Source organism: Micromonospora sp. CA-248260 (assembly GCF_050942205.1).
GTDB lineage: Bacteria > Actinomycetota > Actinomycetes > Mycobacteriales > Micromonosporaceae > Micromonospora > Micromonospora antibiotica.
Genome location: NZ_CP192021.1, coordinates 4,620,412 through 4,641,841 on the forward strand (window position 1 = coordinate 4,620,412; position 21,430 = coordinate 4,641,841).

Annotated in this window: 20 protein-coding genes; 5 read left to right on the forward strand and 15 right to left on the reverse strand. The window is 71.9% G+C overall.

Features of this window, described 5'->3' with window-relative positions:
• Nucleotides 1-26: 26 nt before the first annotated feature.
• The 3 genes from ACQP2H_RS19855 to ACQP2H_RS19865 are packed head-to-tail and all read right to left on the reverse strand — an operon-like array spanning nucleotide 27 to nucleotide 4,632.
• Complete coding sequence (locus tag ACQP2H_RS19855; protein ID WP_433228445.1) at nucleotides 27-1,034, reverse strand: NAD-dependent epimerase/dehydratase family protein; 1,008 nt, start codon at nucleotides 1,032-1,034, stop codon at nucleotides 27-29.
• Nucleotides 1,031-3,613, reverse strand: a complete 2,583-nt coding sequence (locus tag ACQP2H_RS19860; RefSeq protein ID WP_433228446.1) for an alpha/beta fold hydrolase — start codon at nucleotides 3,611-3,613, stop codon at nucleotides 1,031-1,033. Before ACQP2H_RS19860 ends, ACQP2H_RS19855 begins: the two co-directional genes overlap by 4 nt.
• Complete coding sequence (locus ACQP2H_RS19865; RefSeq protein ID WP_433228448.1) at nucleotides 3,610-4,632, reverse strand: 3-oxoacyl-ACP synthase III; 1,023 nt, start codon at nucleotides 4,630-4,632, stop codon at nucleotides 3,610-3,612. Before ACQP2H_RS19865 ends, ACQP2H_RS19860 begins: the two co-directional genes overlap by 4 nt.
• Before the next feature lie 137 nt (nucleotides 4,633-4,769).
• Between ACQP2H_RS19865 and ACQP2H_RS19870 the strand changes: the two genes are divergently transcribed.
• Nucleotides 4,770-5,186, forward strand: coding sequence for an SDR family NAD(P)-dependent oxidoreductase (locus tag ACQP2H_RS19870; protein ID WP_433228450.1), 417 nt, complete (start codon nucleotides 4,770-4,772; stop codon nucleotides 5,184-5,186).
• Here ACQP2H_RS19870 and ACQP2H_RS19875 read toward each other — a convergent pair.
• Entirely contained in the window at nucleotides 5,093-6,046 is a 954-nt protein-coding gene (locus ACQP2H_RS19875; RefSeq protein WP_244252414.1) for an alpha/beta fold hydrolase, read from the reverse strand. The genes ACQP2H_RS19870 and ACQP2H_RS19875 overlap by 94 nt on opposite strands.
• Before the next feature lie 9 nt (nucleotides 6,047-6,055).
• On the opposite strand from ACQP2H_RS19875, the gene ACQP2H_RS19880 reads away from it, so the two are divergent.
• Nucleotides 6,056-7,090, forward strand: coding sequence for a helix-turn-helix transcriptional regulator (locus ACQP2H_RS19880; protein WP_433228452.1), 1,035 nt, complete (start codon nucleotides 6,056-6,058; stop codon nucleotides 7,088-7,090).
• A gap of 112 nt (nucleotides 7,091-7,202) precedes the next feature.
• Nucleotides 7,203-8,600: a xylulokinase gene (gene xylB, locus ACQP2H_RS19885; protein WP_433228454.1), complete on the forward strand. Its 1,398-nt coding sequence runs from the start codon at nucleotides 7,203-7,205 to the stop codon at nucleotides 8,598-8,600.
• Between the two features lie 255 nt (nucleotides 8,601-8,855).
• On the opposite strand, the gene ACQP2H_RS19890 is transcribed toward xylB, so the two are convergent.
• The gene (locus ACQP2H_RS19890) at nucleotides 8,856-10,055 is read right to left on the reverse strand and encodes a pectate lyase (protein ID WP_433228456.1); all 1,200 of its coding nucleotides are present in this window, start codon (nucleotides 10,053-10,055) and stop codon (nucleotides 8,856-8,858) included.
• A 295-nt stretch (nucleotides 10,056-10,350) separates the two neighbouring features.
• On the opposite strand from ACQP2H_RS19890, the gene ACQP2H_RS19895 reads away from it, so the two are divergent.
• On the forward strand, nucleotides 10,351-11,010 hold the full coding sequence (locus ACQP2H_RS19895) for a Type 1 glutamine amidotransferase-like domain-containing protein (RefSeq protein ID WP_433228457.1): 660 nt from the start codon (nucleotides 10,351-10,353) through the stop codon (nucleotides 11,008-11,010).
• Between the two features lie 91 nt (nucleotides 11,011-11,101).
• On the opposite strand, the gene ACQP2H_RS19900 is transcribed toward ACQP2H_RS19895, so the two are convergent.
• The 3 genes from ACQP2H_RS19900 to ACQP2H_RS19910 form a co-directional block, all read right to left on the reverse strand.
• Entirely contained in the window at nucleotides 11,102-12,367 is a 1,266-nt protein-coding gene (locus tag ACQP2H_RS19900; protein WP_433228459.1) for an alpha/beta fold hydrolase, read from the reverse strand.
• Between the two features lie 559 nt (nucleotides 12,368-12,926).
• Nucleotides 12,927-13,352 (reverse strand): GntR family transcriptional regulator, encoded by a 426-nt coding sequence (locus ACQP2H_RS19905; protein ID WP_433228460.1) that lies wholly within the window; start codon nucleotides 13,350-13,352, stop codon nucleotides 12,927-12,929.
• A complete protein-coding gene (locus tag ACQP2H_RS19910) occupies nucleotides 13,349-14,047 on the reverse strand; it encodes a hypothetical protein (RefSeq protein ID WP_433228461.1) in 699 nt (232 codons plus the stop codon). The genes ACQP2H_RS19905 and ACQP2H_RS19910 overlap by 4 nt, the downstream gene beginning before the upstream one ends.
• 237 nt (nucleotides 14,048-14,284) lie before the next feature.
• Here ACQP2H_RS19910 and ACQP2H_RS19915 point away from each other — a divergent pair, with 237 nt between their 5' ends.
• The gene (locus ACQP2H_RS19915) at nucleotides 14,285-15,544 is read left to right on the forward strand and encodes a prolyl oligopeptidase family serine peptidase (RefSeq protein ID WP_433228463.1); all 1,260 of its coding nucleotides are present in this window, start codon (nucleotides 14,285-14,287) and stop codon (nucleotides 15,542-15,544) included.
• A gap of 35 nt (nucleotides 15,545-15,579) precedes the next feature.
• Here the strand turns inward: ACQP2H_RS19915 and ACQP2H_RS19920 are convergent, their stop codons facing one another.
• The 7 genes from ACQP2H_RS19920 to ACQP2H_RS19950 form a co-directional block, all read right to left on the reverse strand.
• Nucleotides 15,580-15,939 carry a MerR family transcriptional regulator gene (locus ACQP2H_RS19920; RefSeq protein ID WP_208567601.1) on the reverse strand — a complete coding sequence of 120 codons (360 nt, stop codon included), beginning with the start codon at nucleotides 15,937-15,939 and terminating at the stop codon, nucleotides 15,580-15,582.
• A gap of 20 nt (nucleotides 15,940-15,959) precedes the next feature.
• Nucleotides 15,960-16,904, reverse strand: a complete 945-nt coding sequence (locus tag ACQP2H_RS19925) for an aldo/keto reductase (RefSeq protein ID WP_433228466.1) — start codon at nucleotides 16,902-16,904, stop codon at nucleotides 15,960-15,962.
• 243 nt (nucleotides 16,905-17,147) lie between these two features.
• Complete coding sequence (locus ACQP2H_RS19930; RefSeq protein WP_433228468.1) at nucleotides 17,148-18,017, reverse strand: DUF6745 domain-containing protein; 870 nt, start codon at nucleotides 18,015-18,017, stop codon at nucleotides 17,148-17,150.
• Between the two features lie 144 nt (nucleotides 18,018-18,161).
• Nucleotides 18,162-18,872 carry a glycosyltransferase gene (locus ACQP2H_RS19935; protein ID WP_357537476.1) on the reverse strand — a complete coding sequence of 237 codons (711 nt, stop codon included), beginning with the start codon at nucleotides 18,870-18,872 and terminating at the stop codon, nucleotides 18,162-18,164.
• 5 nt (nucleotides 18,873-18,877) lie between these two features.
• Nucleotides 18,878-19,504, reverse strand: a complete 627-nt coding sequence (locus ACQP2H_RS19940; RefSeq protein WP_357537478.1) for a class I SAM-dependent DNA methyltransferase — start codon at nucleotides 19,502-19,504, stop codon at nucleotides 18,878-18,880.
• On the reverse strand, nucleotides 19,501-20,238 hold the full coding sequence (locus ACQP2H_RS19945) for a PIG-L deacetylase family protein (protein ID WP_219463400.1): 738 nt from the start codon (nucleotides 20,236-20,238) through the stop codon (nucleotides 19,501-19,503). Before ACQP2H_RS19945 ends, ACQP2H_RS19940 begins: the two co-directional genes overlap by 4 nt.
• On the reverse strand, nucleotides 20,232-21,194 hold the full coding sequence (locus ACQP2H_RS19950; RefSeq protein WP_357013413.1) for an acyl-CoA dehydrogenase family protein: 963 nt from the start codon (nucleotides 21,192-21,194) through the stop codon (nucleotides 20,232-20,234). The genes ACQP2H_RS19945 and ACQP2H_RS19950 overlap by 7 nt, the downstream gene beginning before the upstream one ends.
• Between the last annotated feature and the right edge of the window lie 236 nt (nucleotides 21,195-21,430).

A 21,430-nucleotide genomic window follows, 5' to 3' on the forward strand; every position in this document is an offset into this window, starting at 1 on the left:
CACCGGCGTGGTCGGCGGTGCCGCGCTCAGTCCCCGCCAGTGGCTGCGGGGGCGGGGACCGTGCTCCGGTACGCCATGGCCAGCCGAACGAAGCCTTCCTCAAGCGTCACCTGCGGTGACCAGCCCAGTGCCTCCCGGGTCCGGCGTTGGTCGAACCAGTGGGCGGTGGACAACTGCTCGGCCAGGAACCGGGTCATGGGCGGTTCCTCGGTGCGCCGAAGCGCCGACCAGAGCCGCTCCACCACGGCGCCGCCGGCCTTTGCCACGGCCACCGGCACCCGGAGCCTCGGTGACGCCGTACCGGCGGCGACGCAGATCCGGTCGACGAGCTCGTGCACCGTCCGCGGCTCACCGTTCGTCACGACAAATGCCTGTCCGTGTACGCCGACCTCGGGGGCCCGGTCGATCGCGGCAACGAGGGCGTCGGCGGCGTTGCTGACGTACGTCGTGTCGATCAGGGCGGTTCCCCGGCCGACCAGTGCCAGCCGGTTGCCCCGGGCCCGCTCGACGATCCGACCCACCAACTGGGTGTCGCCCGGCCCCCAGACCAGGTGGGGGCGGATCGCCACCACGGCGAAGCCGGGCGAGTCGGCGGCCAGCGCGAGCAACTCCGCCGAGGCCTTGCTCCGGGCGTAGTGGCCCCGGGCACGGTCCGGGTCGGCGGCGCCGGCGCCGACGCCGGCCAGGCCGGTGCCGTGGTGGGCCACCGACGGCGAGGACACGTGCACGAATCGCGGCACGCCGGCTGCCCGGGCGGCGGCGAGCAGGGTGGCCGTACCACCGATGTTGGTGTGTGCGAAGTGTTGCCACGGCCCGGTCATCGACACCTTCGCGGCCAGATGGACCACGGCGTCGACGCCTTCGGTGGCCACGCGTACCGCTTCCGGATCGGTGATGTCGCCGCGGTGCTCGTCGACCCCGACCAGGCCGCTGGGCCGACGCTGCAGGACGCGGACGTGGTCGCCGCGCATCCGCGCAGCCGCGGCGGTGGCGCCGCCGAGCATGCCGCTGGCACCGGTGACGAGGATCTTCACGGGCGGCGCAACCCCCCGCCGGCGAGCACTCGTTCCGCCCAGTGCCGCAGCCGGGTACGGTCGATCTTCGAGTTGTGGCGGATGTCCGTGGGCAGGGCCGGGACCACCAACACGGCCGCGACGGGTGTCGCGGCTGCGGCGCGTACCGCGGCGGCCAGGTCACGGCTGGCCATTCGGGCACGGCGGCTCCCGGGCAGGGTTTCGGCGATGACCACGACCTTTGCCACCCCGGGCGGTCCCACACCGACCACTGCGGCCCGCGCGATCTGCGGCAACGACTCGATTCGCTGTTCGGTCCCGACCGGAGTGAGCACGCCGTCGGACGTGACCAGGACGTGGGCAAGTCGACCCTGCACCCACAGTCGGCCGTCGGAATCCAGGTAGCCTACGTCGCCCGTGCGGTGCCATCCGGGATTGCGGGAGCTGTCCCGCTCGGTCAGCCAGAGCCCGTCGTATCGGTCCTTGACATGCGCGGCCCTGACCAGGATCTCGCCGGTGCGCCCAGGAGCGCAACCGGGTTGCTCGGCAGGCGTGCCGGTCGTGTCCAGGGCCGCGATCGCCACCTGGACACCGGGCAACGGCCGGCCGACGCAGACACCGTCGCCCGGCCCGGCGTCGACGATCTCGTCGAGGGTGACGTCGGTGACCGGGAGAACCTCGGTCATTCCGTAGGGGGTGTGCGGCTGCGCCTTGGGCATCAGCACCCGCGTCCGGGTGAGCAGCGCGGCGGGCACCGGCGCGCCCGCGCTGAGCAGCAATGTCACCCCCTGCAACGCGGCGCGGTGACGATCGTCCAACGCGTCGCCGGTGTCGACCACGTTGCGTAGCGCGGCCGGTGACGCGAACACCGCCGAGCCGTCGACCGCGGCTGCCGCCTCGGCGAGGGCGGTGGCGGTCAACGTCCCTGGTGCGGTGACCCTCATGTCCGGGATCGCCGAAGGGGCACCGAGAGCCGGCCCGAACAGTGCGAACGGCGCGAAAGCCGCCACGATCCCGGCGTCGGTGTTCACCCCGAGCTCGAACAGCGCGTCACGCATCGCGGCGAGTTGGCGATGGGTGTAAACCACACCCTTCGCCGGCCCGGTGGAACCGGAGGTGAACAGCACGGCCGCGTCGTCGTCCGGTTGTGGGGGGGCCGGAAGTTCCCGGACGTCGACACCGAGGCGGGCAAGCCCACCCAGGGTCAACGCCCCCAACGCGGCGGCACCCGGCCCGGCTCCGATACGCCGTCCGGGCCAGCCCATGGCCCGGGCGACGGCGAGGCCCCGGCCGACGGCCACCAGGTGCGCGGGGTCCGCGCTGCGCAGGGCCCGACTCATGCCGGCCAGTCCCAGACCCGGATCGACCACCACGATCACCGCACCGATGCGAAGACACGCATAGACGGCGGCGGTCAGGTCGGCCCCGGGCGGTACGAGTAGTGCCACCCGATCACCGCGGCGCACTCCGGAGGCCGACAACCCGGCCCCGATCTCCCGGATCCGCTGCCACAACAGGGACCAGCTGACCTGCCGGCCGTTGTTCGCCAGCTCCACCAGGGCGACCGACCGGTCCTCGGCGCGCTCGGCCAACGCCGCCCACAGCGGACGCCATGGCACCGCCGGTGCCGGTGCAGATGCCGGAGTCGGGTCGGCGGGCCGGCGGTCCAGTTCAACCAGCCACCGAGCCACCGCACCGGCGACATCAGCATCCTCGGGGAGCAGGTGACCGGCGCCTTCGAACCGGTGCAACCGCGCATGCGGCAGCCGGTTCCGCAGGTCCCGGAGATGCACGTCGCCGAAGACCGGGTCACGCGGCCCCCACAACAGCAGTGTCGGGATCTCCGCCAGCGTGTGCAGACCCTGTGCGACGTCTTGCAGCGCCTGCCAGCTCGAATGGTCTGATCCGAGCGGGATGTCCGCGACGAAGCCGCCGATCGCCGCCCGCCGGTCCGCCCCACGGTACGGAGCGAGGTAGCCCTCTCGCACCGGCTCCGGCAGCCACGGGTTCGCCAGGGCGAGGGTGGCCTGCAGGAACGTCGGGGTCCGCACGGTCACCGCCGGCAACACGCCGGGCAGCCGGGCCAGGCGGATCAGCGTGGGCGCCGGCGACCCACTCGGCTGGTGCACCGCGGTGTTGGTCAACACGACACCACGTAGCTGATCACGGTGCCGCAGTGCCCAACCCAACGAGATGGACCCGCCCCAGTCGTGCCCGACCGTGACCACCGGCCCGGTCAGTCCCAGCGCGTCGGTAACCGTGGTGAGGTCGTCGATCCGCTGCGCCAGCCCACGTACGGTGCCGGTGCGCTCGGAGAACCCCATGTCCAGGTGGTCCACGGCGACCACCCGCCACGGCGGTGCGTCAACCCGCCCGAACCGGGCCAACAGGTGTCGCCACAGGTACGACCAGGTCGGATTGCCGTGCACGCACAGGATGGTCCCCACGGGTCGGACCGGACCGGCCGCGTCCTCGGCAGCGGTGTCCAGCACATGCCAGGTGCGCTGCACGCCCTGACTGTCTGCCGCGGTGACCCACCGGGACCAGGCACTATCCAGTCCCGACAGCCCGAGCGGCGACACGGTGTCTCGATTGCTCACCACACGATCTCCAGGGCACACGTGTTCAGGCCGGAGCCGACCCCCATACACAGCACCCGGTCACCTGAGTTGAGCGATCCGGCGTGGTGAGCCAGGGTCAGCGGCAGCGACGCCGGGCCGACGTTTCCCCACAACGGGAACGTCTCGGGAACCTTCCGAGGGTCGAGGCCGAGCCGGCTGACGACGCCGTGCGTGTGCGCCGCCGAAACCTGGTGCATGACGTAGAGGTCCATGTTCTGCCAGTCCCACGCCCCGGCGCGCGCCCAGGCCGCCGCCGCGAGGTCCACCCCCGCGTCGAGCAGACCCTTCGCGTCGGTACGCATCCGCGTGCTGTCCCCGACACACAGCGTGTGGTGTTGCGTGGCCGCCCGACTCACCCCGCCGACCAGGCGGTGCCCCTCCTGGTGGGCGTCGGCGGCGGCCAGCACCATCGCGGCGGCGCCTGACCCGAGGGTCAACGTGGCGAACTGCTCCCGGACGTCGTCGCGGGTGGAGTCGGACCGGCGTAACCGCTCGACCGTCGCCTGTTGCGCCTCGCGGGCACTCTCGCCCGCCACGATCAGCGCGTACCGGATCTGTCCGGCGTCGATCATGTTGGCAGCGACCTGGATCCCGTTGACGAACCCGAGGCAGGCATTGGCGATGTCGAAGTTCAAGGCCGACGGCGGCAGGTCCAGGGCGTGGTGGATCGCCACCGCCGTCGATGGCTCCAGATGCGCTCGAGACACGGACGTGTTGATCAGCAGGCCGACGTCATGCGCGTCGACACCCGCCTCCGACAGCGCCTTCGCTCCGGCAGTCGCCGCCGCGTCGGCAAACCCGAAACCCTCCGGCCACCAACGCCGCTCCTGGACGCCGGCGATCCGCTGAAGCATCCGTGGGCGCAACCTCAGCCGCCGGAAGGTCTCGCTCAGCTGCTCGTCGAACTGGTCGGAGGTGACGACGACCGGAGCTTCCACAGCCGCCACCGACATTATCGCCGTGTTCGTGTAGCGATACTCAGCGTTGCCACGCGTCATCCATCCTCCGCCCGTCGCCCACCTTGAGAACTCGAAGCTATCCGCCCGGTTCCACCAATCACCAACGGCCGATCGGTATCGCGGCGAACGTCACCCACCCGCGAACTTGCCCGGCGGGATTCCATGTCCTGGCCGGGGTGCGACGCGGCACCGACGCCGACGCCATCCGTACGACCGGCGTCGAACCGGTCATCCTCGCCATCACCGACGCCGAGCAGGTGGCGGCCCTCGCCGCCCGGGTCGGCGACGACCCGCGCACGGTGCACGCGCTGGTCAACAACGCGGGAATCCCGGTGAACGCGCCGGTCGAAGCACTGCCGATGGCGCAGTGGCGGCGGGTGTTCGAGGTCAACCTGTTCGGCAACGTCGCCGTCACCCAGGCGCTCCCGCCCGCGCTCCTGCACGGCGGAGGTCGCGTGATCGACATCAGCTCGATCGGCGGCAAGGCCGCCATGCCCACCTACGGGGCGTACGCCGGTGCGGCAGCCCGCTGGTCCAGCCACGCCAGGATCGTCCCGGTCGTCTCCTGCGGTTTCTCCTGTTGGATCCAGTGACCGCAGTCCAGACCGACCACGTCCACGTTCGGCACGAATGCCGTCAACCTCTCCGCCCTGGCGACCGGGTCACGGTCGCCGTAGATCATGAGGGTGGGCTGTCGGATGATCGGGTCCGCAGCTGCCAGCAGCCGCCAGTTGCGGTCCAGGTTCCGGTACCAGTTGATTCCGCCCGTGAACCCTGCCGACTCGAAGGCGGAGACGAAGACGGCCAGCTCGTCGTCGCTCATGACGGGCTCACCGGGCGGGGTTTCCGCCCTGGCGAGGTTGATCAGGGCGTTGCCCGGCTGGGGCTCTGCGGGGGGCACGTTCTTCCGGTACAGGTTCCGCAGGAACCGGAACGGGTTCTCCTCGAACACGGCGTCCGCGACGCCCGGCTGCCGGTTGAAGTGCACGAAGTAGAAGTCGGGGCCGAGCACGGCCTCCATAGCCTCGATCCACGGCACCTCTCCGCGCTCCTGGTAGGGCACGCTCAGCGCCACCACGCCGTTGACCCGGTGCGGGTGCAGCAGGGTCAGGCCCCAGACGACGAATGCGCCCCAGTCGTGGCCGACGAAGGTGGCGTCCTGGTAGCCGTAGTGATCGAGGAGGGCGACGAGGTCACCGGACAGCTGGGCGATGTCGTAGTCCGTCACGTCGGCGGGACGGGACGAGTTGCCGTAGCCCCGTTGGTTGGGGACGATCACGTGGTAGCCCGCCGCTGCCAGGGCCGGCACCTGATGACGCCAGGAGAAGGCGTGCTCCGGCCAGCCGTGACAGAGCACGACGGGATTGCCTGCGTTGTGCCGGCCGGCTTCGAAGACTTCGAGTTCCACACCGTTGACCGCGATGCGGGTGGGCTCGGGAAAATCGGTTGTCATGCCGGCATCATGCCGACCGAAACCGGTCACCTCCTGACCGGTTTCCGTGGCAGTGTCGTCCGGGTGCGAGCCGACCGGTTGGTGGCCATCCTCCTCCTGCTGCAACAGCGCGAACAGGTGACCGCGGCGGAGGTCGCCCGGGAGCTGGAGATCTCCGAGCGCACCGCCCGCCGCGACCTCGACGCCCTGGGCATGGCCGGCGTACCGGTGTATTCCGTGCAGGGCCGGGGCGGCGGCTGGCGCCTGGTGGGCGGCGCCCGCACCGACCTGTCCGGGTTGACCGCGGGTGAGGCCTGCGCCCTGTTCCTGGTCGCCGGCCCGGCCTCGGCGGTCACGCCGACGGTGAAGGCGGCGCTGCGCAAACTCGCCCACGCCCTGCCGGAGCCGTTCCGGGCGCAGGCCGAAGCGGCGTCGTCGTCACTCGTCATGGACCCGCAACGGTGGGGGTCGAGCCCGGTCGAGGTCCGACCGCCGCGTTTCCTCGACGAGCTCCAGGACGCGGTGATCCGCGGCGTCCAGGTCCGGCTCGGCTACGTCGACCGGGAACGCACCGGCACCGAGCGGACCGTCCACCCGCTGGGCATCGTCGCCAAGGGTCCGTCGTGGTACCTCGTCGCCACCACCGGGGCCGGCCGGCGGACCTTCCGGATCGACCGCGTGTCCTCCGTCGCCCCGACCACCGATCCCGTGCACCGACCCGAGGACTTCGACCTCGCCGAGAGCTGGCGCGAGATCGCCGACGAGGTCGAGCGCCGGCGGACACCGGTCGAGGCCCACGCGATGTGCACGCCCCACGCGGTAGGCGTGCTCCGGATGGGGTTCGGCGCTCGACTCGACGTGGGAGGTTCCACCACCGACGGCCGGATCGAGGTCGTGATCCGCGGCAACGACGAGAGGATCCTCGCCGGCGAGCTTGCCGGGCTGGTCGACTACCTCGAGGTGACCGGCCCGCCGGGGGTGCGGGACCAGCTGGCCGCGATCGGCACCGTGCTCGTCGAGCGGTACGGCTCGCAGCGGCACGCGCCTCGGACGCCACGGCAATGATCAACGTGGTCGACGGTGCTCCACGGTCAAGGCGACGCCGAATTTTGCATAGCCATTGAACTAATCCGGGTGCTGGACGTAGGGTCGGGTCCCGAGCTACGGAGGCACCGCCATGGGTGACGCGAGGACCCTCGTCGCCGGGGTCGATTCGTCGACCCAGTCGACCAAGGTCGTGGTCTGCGACGCCGGGACCGGCGAGGTGCTCCGCGCGGGCCGCGCCCCACACCCCGACGGCACCGAGATCGACCCACGGTCGTGGTGGGCCGCGTACGAGCAGGCCAGTGCCGGCCTGCTGGACGGAGTCGCCGCGATCGGCGTCGCCGGACAACAGCAGGGCATGGTCTGTCTCGACGACGCCGGCGAGGTGCTGCGCCCCGCCATCCTGTGGAACGACACCCGCTCGGCGCGTGCCGCCGTCGACCTGACCACCGAGTTCGGCGGCCCGAAGGCATGGGCCGACGCCGTCGGGCTGGTGCCGGTGGCCAGCTTCACGGTCACCAAGCTGCGCTGGTTCTCCCGCGCCGAGCCCGAGCTGGCGGACCGCACCAGCATGGTGCTGCTACCCCACGACTGGCTCACCCACCAACTGCGCGCGGACGGCGGGGAGCCGACGACCGACCGGGGCGAGGCGTCCGGCACCGGCTACTGGTCACCGGCCGTTGGCGCGTACCGGCAGGACCTGGTGCGGCTCGCCTTCGGTCGGGACGTGACACTCCCCCGGGTCGCCGGGCCGGCCGAGGTGGTCGGGGAGACCGCCTCCGGGGCGCTGCTCTCGGCCGGCACCGGCGACACCATGGGCGGGGCGCTCGGCGTCGACCTGCGGCCGGGTGACGTGGTGGTCTCGCTGGGCACCTCGGGGTGCGTGTACGGGCTCAGCGACGTACCGACCGCCGACGCCAGCGGGCTGGTGGCCGGGTACGCCGACGCGACCGGCCGGTTCCTGCCGCTGGTCTGCACGCTCAACGCGGCCCGGGTGCTGGTCACGGTCGCCGACCTGCTGGGCCGGTCACTGGCGGAGTTGGACGACCTGGCGCTCGCGGCGCAACCCGGCGCGGGCGGGTTGACCCTGCTGCCGTACCTGGACGGGGAACGCACCCCCGATCTGCCCGACGCGCGCGGCCTGCTCGCCGGCCTGACCCGGGCGAACGCGTCGGCGGCGAACCTGGCGCGGGCCGCGGTGGAGGGCATGCTCGGCGGCATCGCCGACGCCCTCCACGCGCTGCGCGCCCAGGACGTCCCGGTCGACCGGGTGCTGCTGATCGGCGGTGCGGCGCGGTCCCGCGCGGTGCGGGCGGTCGCACCGGCGTTGTTCGGTGCGCCGGTGAGCGTGCCGCGCCCCGCCGAGTACGTGGCGCTCGGCGCGGCGCGGCAGGCCGCCTGGGCGCTGTCCGGCGACGTCGAGCCGCCGCCGTGGCCGGTGGAGGCCGAGGAGGTCACCGCCGACGGCACCCCCGAGGTGTACGAGCGCTACATCGACGTCCGCCAACGGGCGCTACCGCTGCTGACGTGACCCCGGCGGCGCGGAGCGGGTCGGGCGCTGACGGCGATGCGCCCGGGTCCGTTCCGGGCGGTCACCGCCGACGACCGTCGCGGTGGCGTATGCGTTCTCCGGTACGCCCCCGATGCGGGCGACGCGCCAGCCGGACCCGGTGTCCAACATTCGTCCGCCCGTCCGCCCGCCCGCCCGTCCGGCCGGCCGGCCGCAGCGCAGCGGAGCACCCGTCTGGCGCGGATGCCCCGCTGCGCACGACCTCGTCCGGGGTGACTACCGGAAGGTGACGTCACTCCTGTTGACCTTGCAGTTGGCGTCGTTCCAGCCCTCACCGAGGTAGCTGGGTTCGCTGCCCTTGGGCACACCCTTGTACTTGCCGCAGATCGTGGCCGAGCCGATCACGACCACGCGGGTGATCGTGGCGGTGTCGTTCCAGTTGCTGTTGATGCCGGCGAGCATGTCGATGTCGTCGACCAGGACGTTGTCGATACGCACGTGGCGGGTGTACGAGGTGGTGCAGTTGCCGCAGCCGCGGTACAGCTTGCCGGACCCCTTCAGGTAGAAGCCGGAGATGTTGACCGTGCCGTTGCCGTTGTGCTGGAAGGTCTTGTCGCTGCCGCTGCGCGCACCGCCACCGATGACGTACGAGGTGCCGCCGTTGGTCTGCTTGAAGGTGGCGGCGTCCTCACCGATGTCGTTCCACCACACGTTGCGCAGGGTGCAGGTGCCTTCACAGTGCACGCCGTCGCCGGCCGGCGAACCGAGGATGACGTTCTGCAGCGTGCCACCGTTGGCGATCTTGAACATCGGGTCCTGCGACTCGCCCTGCCCACCGTCACCGATGCAGCAGTAGGTCTTCATCCCGCCGTCGAAGGTGCCGGAGACGTTGACCGTGCCGGAGATGCTGACCGAGCCGGCCGACGACGGCCACGCTCCGGTCGGCGTGCCCGGATTGCTGGTCGGGCCGGACGTCGGACCGCTGGTGGGACCGGAGGTCGGGGTCGACCCGCCGCTGGAGTACGTCTCGAACTCGGCGATCCGCGGGGTGCCGGACGCGCCGGTGATGACGAAGGAGATCTTCTTCAGCGACGTCGAGGAGAAGTTGACGGTGCTCGGGGCGCTGCTCCCGCTGGCCAGGACGGCGCCCGTGTCGTTGTTCTTGAGCTGCCAGCCGCTGATCGAGCCGCCGCCCGAGGCCTGCACGATGACGGCCGAGGACACCGTGGTGGCGCTGCCCCACTTGACCGAGATCGTGCCGGTCGATCCGCTCGGCGACCAGTAGGTGCCGGTGTTGCCGTCGATGACGTTGCCGTAGCTGGTACCGCTGGCCTTGCTGGAGCCGTCGGCGCCGGCGCCGAGGCTCAGGTTCGTGGCGGCCGAGGCGCTGGGAATCTGTAGCGCCAGCGCGACGACGGCGCCTGCGACCACGGTGGCGCTGCCGGCCAGCCACCGCGAGGCGACTTTGCGTCTCATCTGATCTCACCTTTCGAGCGGGAGCACCTGGTTTGGGAAAGCGCTTTCCATCAAAGATAGGGACCTGTCGATGATGAGGCAAGGGTCACACCCAATTCGTCCGTCTTGTCACGGAAGAACCGGTGCGGCGCACCGAGGCCGTCGGGTCGGGTCGGGTCGCCGCAAGGGTGCTGCAAAGCCCAGGACTGACAATGGCGTCGGCAAATTGCTCCGGACGGACCCGTCTGCGGGCACCGACCGATGGTGCGCAACTATCATGGCGGGCAGTCGTGAGCGCTACGGACAGGAGGCACGCGTGCGGCTCCTCCTCACGTCCGCAGGGGTCACGAACGGGAGTATCCACGAGGCGCTGGTCGACCTACTGGGCAAACCGATCGCCGCCTCCAGTGCCCTCTGCATCCCCACGGCGCTGTACGGCAACCCCATGTCCGGGCCAGCCTCGGCCTGGCGTTTCATCACCGGCCAGACGCCGCTGCCCATGTGCGGCCTGGGCTGGGAGTCGCTGGGTGTCTTGGAGCTGACGGCGTTGCCCAGCATCGGCGGGCAGCGGTGGGTTCCCTGGGTGCGGGACGCCGACGTCATCCTCGTGGCCGGCGGCGATGCGGCATACCTGTGCCACTGGATGCGGCACTCCGGGCTGGCGGACCTCCTGCCGACACTGCCGGACACCGTCTGGGTGGGGCTGAGTGCGGGGAGCATGGTGCTGACCCCCCGGATCGGCGCGGAATTCGTCGCGTGGCAGTCCGCGCCCGACGACCGAACACTGGGAGTCGTCGACTTCTCGATCTTCCCGCACCTGGGTCTTGAGCCCGACAACACCATGGCTGATGCCGAGAGATGGGCGGCCGAGATCGCGGGTCCGGCGTACGCCATCGACGATCAGACGGCCATCATGGTGGCCGACGGCGTCGTCGAGGTCGTCTCCGAGGGGCAGTGGCGGCGGTTCCCCTCGTAGCCACGGCCAACGGCGGTCGCCTGGCGGAGCACCCGCTCGCTCCGCCACGTACCGCAGCCGAACACCGCCGCGACGACCCGGCAAGGCGCCGTCAGCAGGCCGTGTCGCGCCTCGGCAGCTGCCCGTGCACCAGGTAGGCGGTGACGGTGCCGGTCAGGCAGGCGTTGGCCTGGCCGCTGAGCAGCGGCACATGGGTCTGCTTGTCCACCGTGACCAGCCGGGAGCCGGTGATGGCCCGGGCGGTCGCGATCGAGTTGGCCGGCGGCACCGAGGCGTCGCGCAGTGCGGCGACGACGAGTGCCGCCGGTGCCCGGTTGCCGGCCAGCGGCGGTGTGTTGTCCCGGCTGACCGGCCAGAAGGCGCAGGGGTTGACGTTGGCGATCGACGGACCGAAGACCGGGTGGCGGGTGCCGAGTCGGTTCAGGTCGCGGCGGTAGGTCGCCAGGTCACGGGGCCACGCGTCGTCGCCGCAGCGGAACGCCATGTTGACCGCGGTGTGGTTGTCCGCCGGCACGCCCGGGGTCCCGGGCAGGGGTGCCGGCCGCGGGTCGAGGGGGATCGGCGGCGGGGTGTGGGCGAGGATGGCGGCCAGGTCGGTCGCGACCACCGGCCAGAACTGCTCGAAGTACGTCGCGATGACCGTCAGGGAGCCGAGTTCGCCGGCGGTCCACGCGTGGTCCCCGGCCACGATCGGGTCGAGCGCCGCCTCGGCGAAAGCCCCGCTCAGGGTTTCCGCGACCTCGGTCGGCGTGCCACCGAGCCCGAACGTCGCGTCGTTGTCGGCGAGGTACCCGGTGAAGGCGGCGTAGTTGTCCTCGAAGGCCGGGAGCCGTGCCAGCTCGTAGGGCCGCCAGGCGAGGTCGAGGTCGACCGGGCTGTCCAGCACGAACCGGTCCGCCCGGTGCGGGAAGAGCGTGCCGTACGCGACGCCGAGCATTGCCGCGTACGACCCGCCGAGGAAGGACAGCTTCCGCTCGCCGAGGACTGCCCGGATGGCGTCCATGTCGCGGGCGGCCTGCGCGGTCGTGGCGAACGGCAACGCCCAACCGGCGTGCCGGGCGCAGGCACGGGCGTACTCACGGGCCTCGACGGCGGTGTCCTCCAGGGACTGGTACGTCGCGGTGCGCACCCAGTAGCCGCCCGGTTCCTCCTCCGGCTGGCCGCAGGTGATCGGGGTGCTGCGTTCGACGAAGCGCATGTCGAACCCGACGATGTCGTACCGGGCGAGCACCGCCGGATCGACGACGGCGGCGAGGTTCAGCGGCTCGGGCACACCGGCACCACCCGGTCCGCCACCCGTGGTGACCAGCACACCGCGGCGCAGCGCCGGGTCGGTCGCGGCCAGCCGGGAGATCATGATGTCGATCCTGGGGCCGGCCGGCCGCGCGTGGTCGAGCGGCACCTCGATGGTGGCACAGCGCAGGCGCGTGTCATCGACACCGGGGCACGCCCGCCACGCGAGGGTCGCCCCGCTGGCCGTCCCGGCCGGGGCCGCTCCAGCCGTGGCCGCTCCGGCCGGGGCCGCTCCGGCCGGGGCGACGGCCATGGTGAGGCTGGCGACAACGACAGGGACCACCGCCCGCATCCACGCCTCCAACCATCGACGCCTATTCATCTATATCGCACACGCTAAAACGCAATCCCTGACACCGCAACGGGCCGTTCCGTTGGCGCTCCCGGCCCTGCACGGTGAGGCGTCCACGGTTCGTGCCACGGACAGAGCCGGTGTCGAACACCGCTTGTCAACCTCGCAACTCCTCACACTTTCAGCGTCGGAGTCGGCCCCGGCAGATGATGGCGCAGGCGAGGGTGAGGAAGGCGCTTCGTGGATGTCGTCGCGGATCTCCCGGCGGATGATGAGGCGTGGGAACCAGTGCGGCAGGGGCGACGGCCTGCTCGACGACCCGCCGTCGGGGCTACGGCAAGGATGCCTCCGATTTCGACGAACCCGTACCCTCCAGGTCGGCTCTCAGCGCGGCAGCGAGGGCGGCGGTGAGTTCGTCGTCCCCCGCACCGAGACGGCGACCGGCAATGACGAACTCGCGGGCCCGCAGGGCCAGAGCTTCGATGCGAGCAGCTGACTGCAGGACGGCTGCGGAAGCTACCCGGGTACCGGCTGCCCGCCTGGTGACGACCAGGCCAGCTGCCTCAAGTTCCTGGTATGCGCGAGCCACGGTGCCGTTGGCAAGCCCCAGATCGGCGGCGAGCTGCCTGACCGTCGGGAGGCGCTGTCCTTCCACAAGCACTCCCGACCGGATCAGATCCGCGATCTGCTGGCGGGCCTGCTCGAACGGAGGCACCGCCGAGGACGGGTTGATCCGAATCGCGGGGCTGCTGGTCATCCGGCCACCCCATCGGCGCCGACGTGGCGGGCAGGATCGGTCGGGGCGCTTTCGGGGAGCCGTTGCGGGGTCACCACCAGGGCACCCGCGTAGTAGCCGAACGTCGCCAGACCGAGCCCCGCGAGGACACTGAGGGCGAGGCCCCAGGCAGGTGAACCTCCAGCGCGCCAGTCCCACTGGCGATCCGCGTACCAGAAGGCGAGCGCGGTGAACACGATCGCGAAGACCGCAGTGCACGTGTGAACCAGGCGGTGTACGGCATCGTGACGCCAGGCATTGCCCGTCGCCGTATCCGCCTCGTTGACGCCCGCCTGCGGAGCACGAACGATCAGCCATACGATCACGACGGTCAGGGCGGCAGTGACCCCGAGCGCGATCAGTGTGCTCGCAAGGCTCACCGGTGCCGCGGTGCCGAAGTACTTGACCTCGTGATCAGGACGTTCGGGGGTGGGATAGCTGGCAAAACCCGCGATGCCGACTCCGAGCAGTGCGGCCACGATGACGTCACGTCTCGGCGCGTAATCGCGCACGCGCCGAGGAACCAGGCTGGCGGCACCTCGGCCACGTACCCGTCGTGGCGTCACGGCTTCACCGGCGAGAGCGCCGAGGAGGACCGCCAGCACCAGGGCTACCGGGGCCAGGTCGAACAGGTAGGTGCGGGTCAGGGCGAAGGCGGTTCCCACACCGACAGCCATCCCCGCCATTCGACAGAGCCCACCAGCAGTCATGACTCCCCCTTGTATCGACGGAATGGTACAAGGGTAGCCACTTCCACAGCTTGTGTCACCCCTCTGACACAAGCGCCGGGCGGCGTCGTCACCACACCCGGGTACGCCGATTGATCACTCGCGTCGGCACCGGTTGCCAGCGGATCTCCGCGGCGCTAGGTTGACCCTCTATCGATGAACGTCTACGTAAGTGTCGGGGGCCGCATGTCAACGTCTGTCAGCCGGCGCACCGTCCTGGCCGGGGGCGCCGGCACGGCCATCGGCCTCGCGCTGCCCGGGGCCGCCCACGCCCACGGCCACCGCCCCACGAGCGTGAGCTTCACCCTCGACGCGACGACGCTCGACGGCGGCGAACAGGTCACCTCGGTCACCCTCGACACCGCCCGGCTCGGGCCGATCGATCCCGCCGGGCTCCACCCCGGCACGTTCACCGTGCACGCCAAGGCCACCAGCCCCGTCCCGATCGCTCCCGGCGACCTGATCTTCAGCGAGTACGACCTGGACCGCACGGTGACCGCAGCCCGGCTCGACCGGCACGGGAACATCGTGCTGGAACTGAGCCACGCCGAAGGCCAACTCGGCGGCGGCACCCTCGGCTACATCCTGAGCAGGGCCCGTAACGTCCGGCTGGACCTCGTCTACACCATCACGCAGAACACCCCGCTCGTCCGGCGTCACGGCCCACCGCTCACCATCACCAGCTTCGTGCAGGGGCGACTGTCGAACCCCGAGGTGGACGCCTTCAGCCACCACGTCTCAGGCTCGGGCATGAAGTACCGGCTGTACTCCCCGCAGCGTCCACCCCGCCATGGCCGGCTGCCGCTGATCCTCTGGCTGCACGGGGCCGGCGAGGGCGCCTCCCTGCCCGACGACTACTACGACAACGAGACCACCCTGCGCGCCAACCGGGGCGCGTTGGGCTTCGCCACTCCGCAGGCGCAACGGATCTTCTCCGACGCGTACGTGGTCGCGCCGCAGAGCACCTCCTACTGGATGGAGGACGGCCCCCGGTTCGCCCCGCTGATCCGCGAGATCGTCGATGACCTCGTCCGCCGCAGGCGCGTCGACCCTGACCGGATCTACGTGGCGGGTTGCAGCAACGGCGGCTACATGGCCCTGAAGATGACGGTCGCCTACCCCGACCTGTTCGCCGCGTCGGTGCCGGTCTGCGGCGTCGTCGAGCCACTCGGCGCGGCGGGCCCACCGCTGATCACCGACGCGGAACTGGCGACGATCCACACCCCGACCTGGCTGGTCACCTCGCGCGACGACGACACGGTGCCACCCGAGACCAACACGGTCCACGCCCACCACCTCATCCCGGGATCACTGGTCACCCTGTACGACCACGTCGTCTGGAACGGCTACCAGTTCCCCGGTCACTTTTCCTGGATCTACCTGGCCCGCAACGACCCGAGCATCGGCGGCACCCACATCTGGCAGTGGATGGCCCACCGCCGCTGATCCGCCGCGTCCGCGGTCGCCCAGGCGGCTCGACCTCAGTCCGCGGCGCTGTAGTAGACGATCTTGTCGTCCAGGACCGAGATCGCGGTTTCGATCTGCCTCACGCGTCGTTGCAGTTCGCTGCGGTGCCGCACGAGGAAGCCGACCCGGTCACCCGCCGGATCCCCCTCACGCAGCATCGACGTGAACTGCCTCAGGTCGGCGATTCCCAGGCCGGCGTCACGCAGGCAGCTGATCAGTCCGATCCAGAACACGTCGTCGTCGGAGTACCGGCGCTTCCCACCGGAGTCACGGTCGACCGGGCCGATGAGCCCTTCGCGTTCGTAGTACCGCAGGGTGTCCAGCGAGAGACCGGTGCGTTCGGCCACCTGCGCCGGAGGCATCGATGCCTTCATCGCGAGCCTTCCGTTCCTGTTCAGCGAGCGTCGGCCAGCCGGGCCATCTGCTCGTCCTCCAACGGCACGTCCACCGCGTCGACGGCCTCGTCGAGCTGCGCGAGGTCACTCACGCCGACGATGGGCCGGACACCCTGCCGCAGCAGCCAGGCGAGCACCACCTGGTTACGCGTCGCCCCCGTCTCGACGCCGACCTCGTCGAGCACACCGAGGACCCGACGCGTTCCCGGATGATCGTAGGCCTCGGGTAGGGGCTTGTCAGGACGGACGTAGCCACCGTTGATCAACGGGGTGTAGGCCCACACGTCCAGGCCCTCGGTGCGCGCGTAGTCCAGATCGTCGGCGGCGAGAAGCTTGTGGCCCTGATCGGGCAACACGGCACCGGGCCGTGGTTGCGCCAACGAATACCGCAGTTGCACCGCCGACCACTGCGCCACCCCCTGGCCCCGGGCCAGGGCCCGCGCCTGCTCGACACGCCACGACGCGTGGTTCGCCGCCCCGACCCGGTGTACGTCCCCCCTGTTGACGAGCGCACCGAAGGCGGCGACGGTCTCAGCGAGCGGCACGCTGCGGTCCTCGCCGTGCGCCCACAACAGATCGACCGCGTCGACACCCAGCCGCGACAGGCTACCGGCGACACCCGCCACGACCGCCCCGGCCGACAGTCCCTCGGCGGACTCGGGCCAACGGTGCGCCACCAACGGGTCGTACCGGACCTTCGTCGCGATCCTCACCCGCGCCCGCCCGCCCGGACGCGCCTGGAGCCACGCCCCGATCACCCGCTCACTCGCCCCGCCGACGCCGGCCGGGTCGGACCAGAACGCGTAGCAGTTGGCGGTGTCGATCCACTCCCCGCCAGCGTCCACGAACCTGTCCAGCAGCGCGAACGCACGATCCTGGTCCACGGTCGTGCCGTAGTTCATCGTCCCCAGCACCAGCCGGGCCACTGCCCTGTCCCCTGCCATGGCGTCGACCCTGCCACCTGGAGCGCGTTCCAGATCAAGCCCTTCGCCCCGCCTGCCTGCCGGGGAGGCCGGTCGGCAGCTGCCCCGTCCCGGTGTTCCCGCCACACGGACCGCCGTGGGTCTCATCCGTCGAACCCGCCGGCCGGTCCGCTTCCGACCGGCAGCGGAGATCATGAGCAGCAAGGGGCCGGACCGGCCGGCCGGGACCGTGGACTGCCTGTCCCGGCCGGCGGTCGGCTCACCTCACCTGCTCAGCAGTGGTTGCCAGCCGTCGCGGTAGCACACCCCGCGAGGCAGCAACCGGATCTGGTCGTGCGCCGTGGCGACGACCGGCTCGGTGCGTACCTCCCGGGGGCGGTCCACCACGACGCAGACGTCCTCGCCGGGCCACCACCAGCCGCAGGAGCGGGCGAGGTCGGCCCAGGCGTCGACGTGTTCGGTCTCGTCCGGACCGTAGCCGGCCAGGCCGAGACGACGCAGCACGTCGTAGTAGGCGATCCAGGACGCGTCCTGCTGCCCGTACCAGCACACCGGAACCGCAGCCCCGCCGGCGAGCGCCGCGCGCACGGGCAGGTAGAACCCGTGCGCGAGGCTGCGGTGCAACGCCGTACGGATGCCCTGGTGCAACACGACCGCCAAGGGGACACCGCTGTCGAGCGCACGCGACGGTGCCAGTTCGGGCCAGGGCTGCCTGGTCCTGCCCGTACGCCCGGGGGACAGTTCCGGGTCGGGGTGGGTGACGCCCGCGCCCAGTGCGCCCCGCAGCCGGGAGGCGATCATGGCGAGGTCGCTGGCCAGCGGTGGGGTCCGGCGGGGCCGGGGGTCCCGGACCTGTTCGTAGAGCTGGTCGAGGGTGGGCCAGCCGGTGACCAGGGGGCGTGCCGCGGCCGGCGATTCGACCCAGACGAACCGAGGTCGCGGCCGTGCTGCCCGGGCGTAGAGGGCGGTCAGGGACCGCTCGGCGGTCGCCCGGTCAGCCGGCTGCGTGGACAGGGCGTGATCGAGCCACTCCTGGCGGATCCGGGTCGCCCGCTGCCACAGGTCGTGCGGGTCGCTGCGGACAGCGGCCTGCGGGGTCTTCGCGGCGACGTCGCGCCGCGCGGGGGCGCTCACCGCGCCAGGGCGTCGCCGCCCTTCCGGTACGAGATCATGCGACGACTATCGCCCGCCGCGCGCCGCCGGTGCAAAGGCATTTCGCCACCTCCCCGGTTCACCCGCCGCACGCCGCCGGCGCAAAGGCTTCGCCACCTCCCCGGTTCACCCGCTGCACGGCGTCCGCTCAGGCTCCACCGTCGGCGGCCGCAGGTCGGTTTCGAGGGCGTCGAGGTAGCCGGCGAAGCCGTGCGGGGCCCGACCGTGGCGGCGGGCGCTGGTCCGTACCGCACAGGCGACGTCGGTGACGACCCGCATGGCCTGGCGACGACCACGCTCGACCAGGTCGTGGTCCTCGCCGTGGCGTAGGTCGGCGAATCCACCCAGCCGCTCGTACGCGGTGGCGGCGCAGCCCAGGTTCGCACCGTGGACGTGCCGGTGACCGGTGCCGGTCAACCCCTGCCGGTACCGGTCCTCGAAGCGTTCGCGGAGCTGCGTGCAGCGCGGCGCCCAGTCGCTGACCCGTACGGTCCCGACGAGCAGGTCGGTGCCGGCGCGGGCGTGACCCAACTGCCAGCCGCCCCACCGCCGGGGCACCCGGCTGTCCGCGTCGGTGGTGGCGAGCCACAACCCCTGCGGACCGTTGCGCAGCGCGTACGCCATGCCGGCGGCGCGGGCCCGGCCGACGTTACGGGCCCGCACCGTCAGCACGACGACGCCGAGACGTTCGGCGACGGCGGCCGTGGCGTCCCGGCAGTCGTCGGCCACCACGATCACCTCCGAGCGCACCGGCAGGTGACGCAGCGAGTCGAGGACGGAGGTCAGACAGCCGGGCAACGACACCTGCTCGTCGTGGGCGGGCACCACGACCGCCATCCGGTTCACCACAGACCGTCGGTCTGTGCGACGGACCGGGCCGGCGGCGGCACCCGGAGGAACACGTCGAGGAGGAAGTCGGCCTCCTCGTGCCGGGCCGTCCGCGCCAGACCGGCCACGCCGCCGAGCAGCCGGTGCACGTCGTCGCCACCACGGGCGTGCTCGGCCACCGCCGGCCGCCAGTGCACCGCCACGAGCGTGCCGCCGGGGGCGAGCGAGTCCACCGTCCGGGCCACCAGCCGATCCAACCCGGCGTCGTCGAAGTAGTAACCCAACTCGGAGAGCACGACCAGGTCGAAACGGTCGTCCGGCACGGCCGGCCACTCGTCGGGAACGCGCATCCGCTCCACCCGTACGTGCGGCTGGTCCGCCAGCCGCTCCTGGGCGCTCGCCACCGGCGCGGCGGCGATGTCGACCGCCAGCAGCCGGTCGCACCGCTGGGCGAGGCGGCGGGTGAGCATGCCTGTCGAACACCCCGGTTCGAATGCCGACCGGTAACGCCGACGCGGCAGACAGGCCACCGTCACGTCGTGCTTACGCTGGTCGTACCAGCGGGTGGCGAAACCCCACGGGTCCTCCGCCCCGGCGTACATGCCGTCGAAGTACTCGGCCGGGGTGCCGGGTGGGGTCATGGCACGAACACCGTTTCGTAGGGCCGCGCGAAGCGGGCGAGAACGTGCGGGGGCAGGATCGCGGCGTCGGCGGGTGCCGGCCCGAGCGGCAGCACCTGGCTCCGGAAGGCGTCGACCGCTTCCCGCTTGGCTGATCTGGCCGCGTCGGTCAGGTCGAGCCGGCGTGCCCGGTGCCACGGCACGTCGGGATGGTCCGGCCCGGCCCAGTGCCACATCCACACCGGGAACTCCAGCAGCGTCGCACCCGTACGCCGGCAGGCGACCGCAGCCGCCCGCCCGACCGCCTCGTGGTCGGGGTGTCCGTCGCCGCGCCACGTCGTGACACACCATCGGCCCGGCACCAGCCGGGTGGTCAACGCGTCGGTGAGCGCCGCTTCGTCGACACCGCCGTCGGGATGCCCGAGATGCTCGATGACGGCGGGGGCGACCCCGAGCAGCCCGCAGGCCGTGACCGTCTCGGCCCGCCGGATCGCGGCCAGCGCCGCCCGCGAGTGCACCGTGGATTCCGGATGTGAGGCCTCGCCGTCGGTGACGACCGCGATCTCGACACCGCCGGCGAGCATCGCGACCAGGCCACCCACACCGAGCACCTCGTCGTCGGGATGGGGGGCGACGACCAGCGGCGGCACCGTCGGCGACCGGTCGGCCAACGCCAGTACGGGCCATCCGGCAGGTGCCGGCCAGGCATGCCAGGTGCCCTCGTCGGTGCCCGCGTCGACGATCGGCCTCACCATCCGGGGTCCCCGACCGCCGCCACCAGTTCACCGAGGTGGGCCAGGTCCGCCTCCGCGTGGCTCTGCCGCAGGTACACCGTCAGGTCGGCGACCCGTCGGGCGTGGTGGGCGTCCTGACACAACGGGCCCGCCCCCAGCGCCCGGCCGACCCGGTCGACGACGGTGGTGGCGGTCACCTCGACGGTGGCGCGCACCTGGTGCGCCAACCGGTCCGCGTCCCCGGTGGGCTTCGCGTCGACCTCGTCGGCGGCGGCGAGCAGGACCGCTCGGGCGGCGGTCAGGGCCGCGTCGACCGCCCCGAGGTGCGCCATGGCGTGCGGGCTGAGGCGGCGGTGCCGCGCCGCGTCGTGCAGGGTGTCGGCGACCCCGACCGCACCGCCGTACCAGCACGCCGCGACCCCCAGCCCGCCGTGCCAGAAACCCGGCCGCGCGGTGTAGCTGCCGGGCCCGCCGACGGGCAGGGCGGTCACGCCGTCGAAGCTGACGGTACGGCTGTCGCTGGCGGCCATGCCGACGGCGGGCCACGTGTCGGCCACCGGGGTGACCCCGGCGGCGTCGACCTCGATCACGAACAGCCGGACGCCGTCGTCGGCGGTCGCGGTGACCAGGGCCCGGGACAGTAGACCCGCCCCGGAGCACCACGGCCGGTGACCGGTCAACCGCCACCGGTCGCCGTCCCGGGTCGCGGTGACCGAAGCCGGTGCTGCCGCCCAGACGCCCCACGGCTCGCGACGCCACCCGGGATCGACCGACGCGTCGAGCTCGGCGAGGATCGCCAGGGCGTCGGCGTGCCCCTCCCCCAGCCGGGCCAACGTCAGGTCGGCGCGGCCGAGTTCGACGAAGCGCAGGAAGCGTTCACGCGTGCGTCCACCGCCGGGTGACGGCAGGTCGAGAAGCCCGGCGTGCACGGCCGACCGGAACGCCGTCCCCGGGTCCTCGCCGCCGGCGGTCAGCATCCGGTCCCCACTGCCCGGGGCGGTCGGCCGGACCGCAGCCCACCCCGGCCTGATGCGCGGTCGACCACGGGCAACGGCTCCGGACGGCCGAGCGTCATCGTGTACCTCCCCGTTCGGGCGACGTGCGGCCTGTGTAGGTCGCCGCCGCAAGATGCCCCTCTCCCCCGGGGCGAAACATGGCCTGGCCCACACCGCCGCAGGTGACACCCGCGGCGTCGCCCGGCGCGCGGACCTGA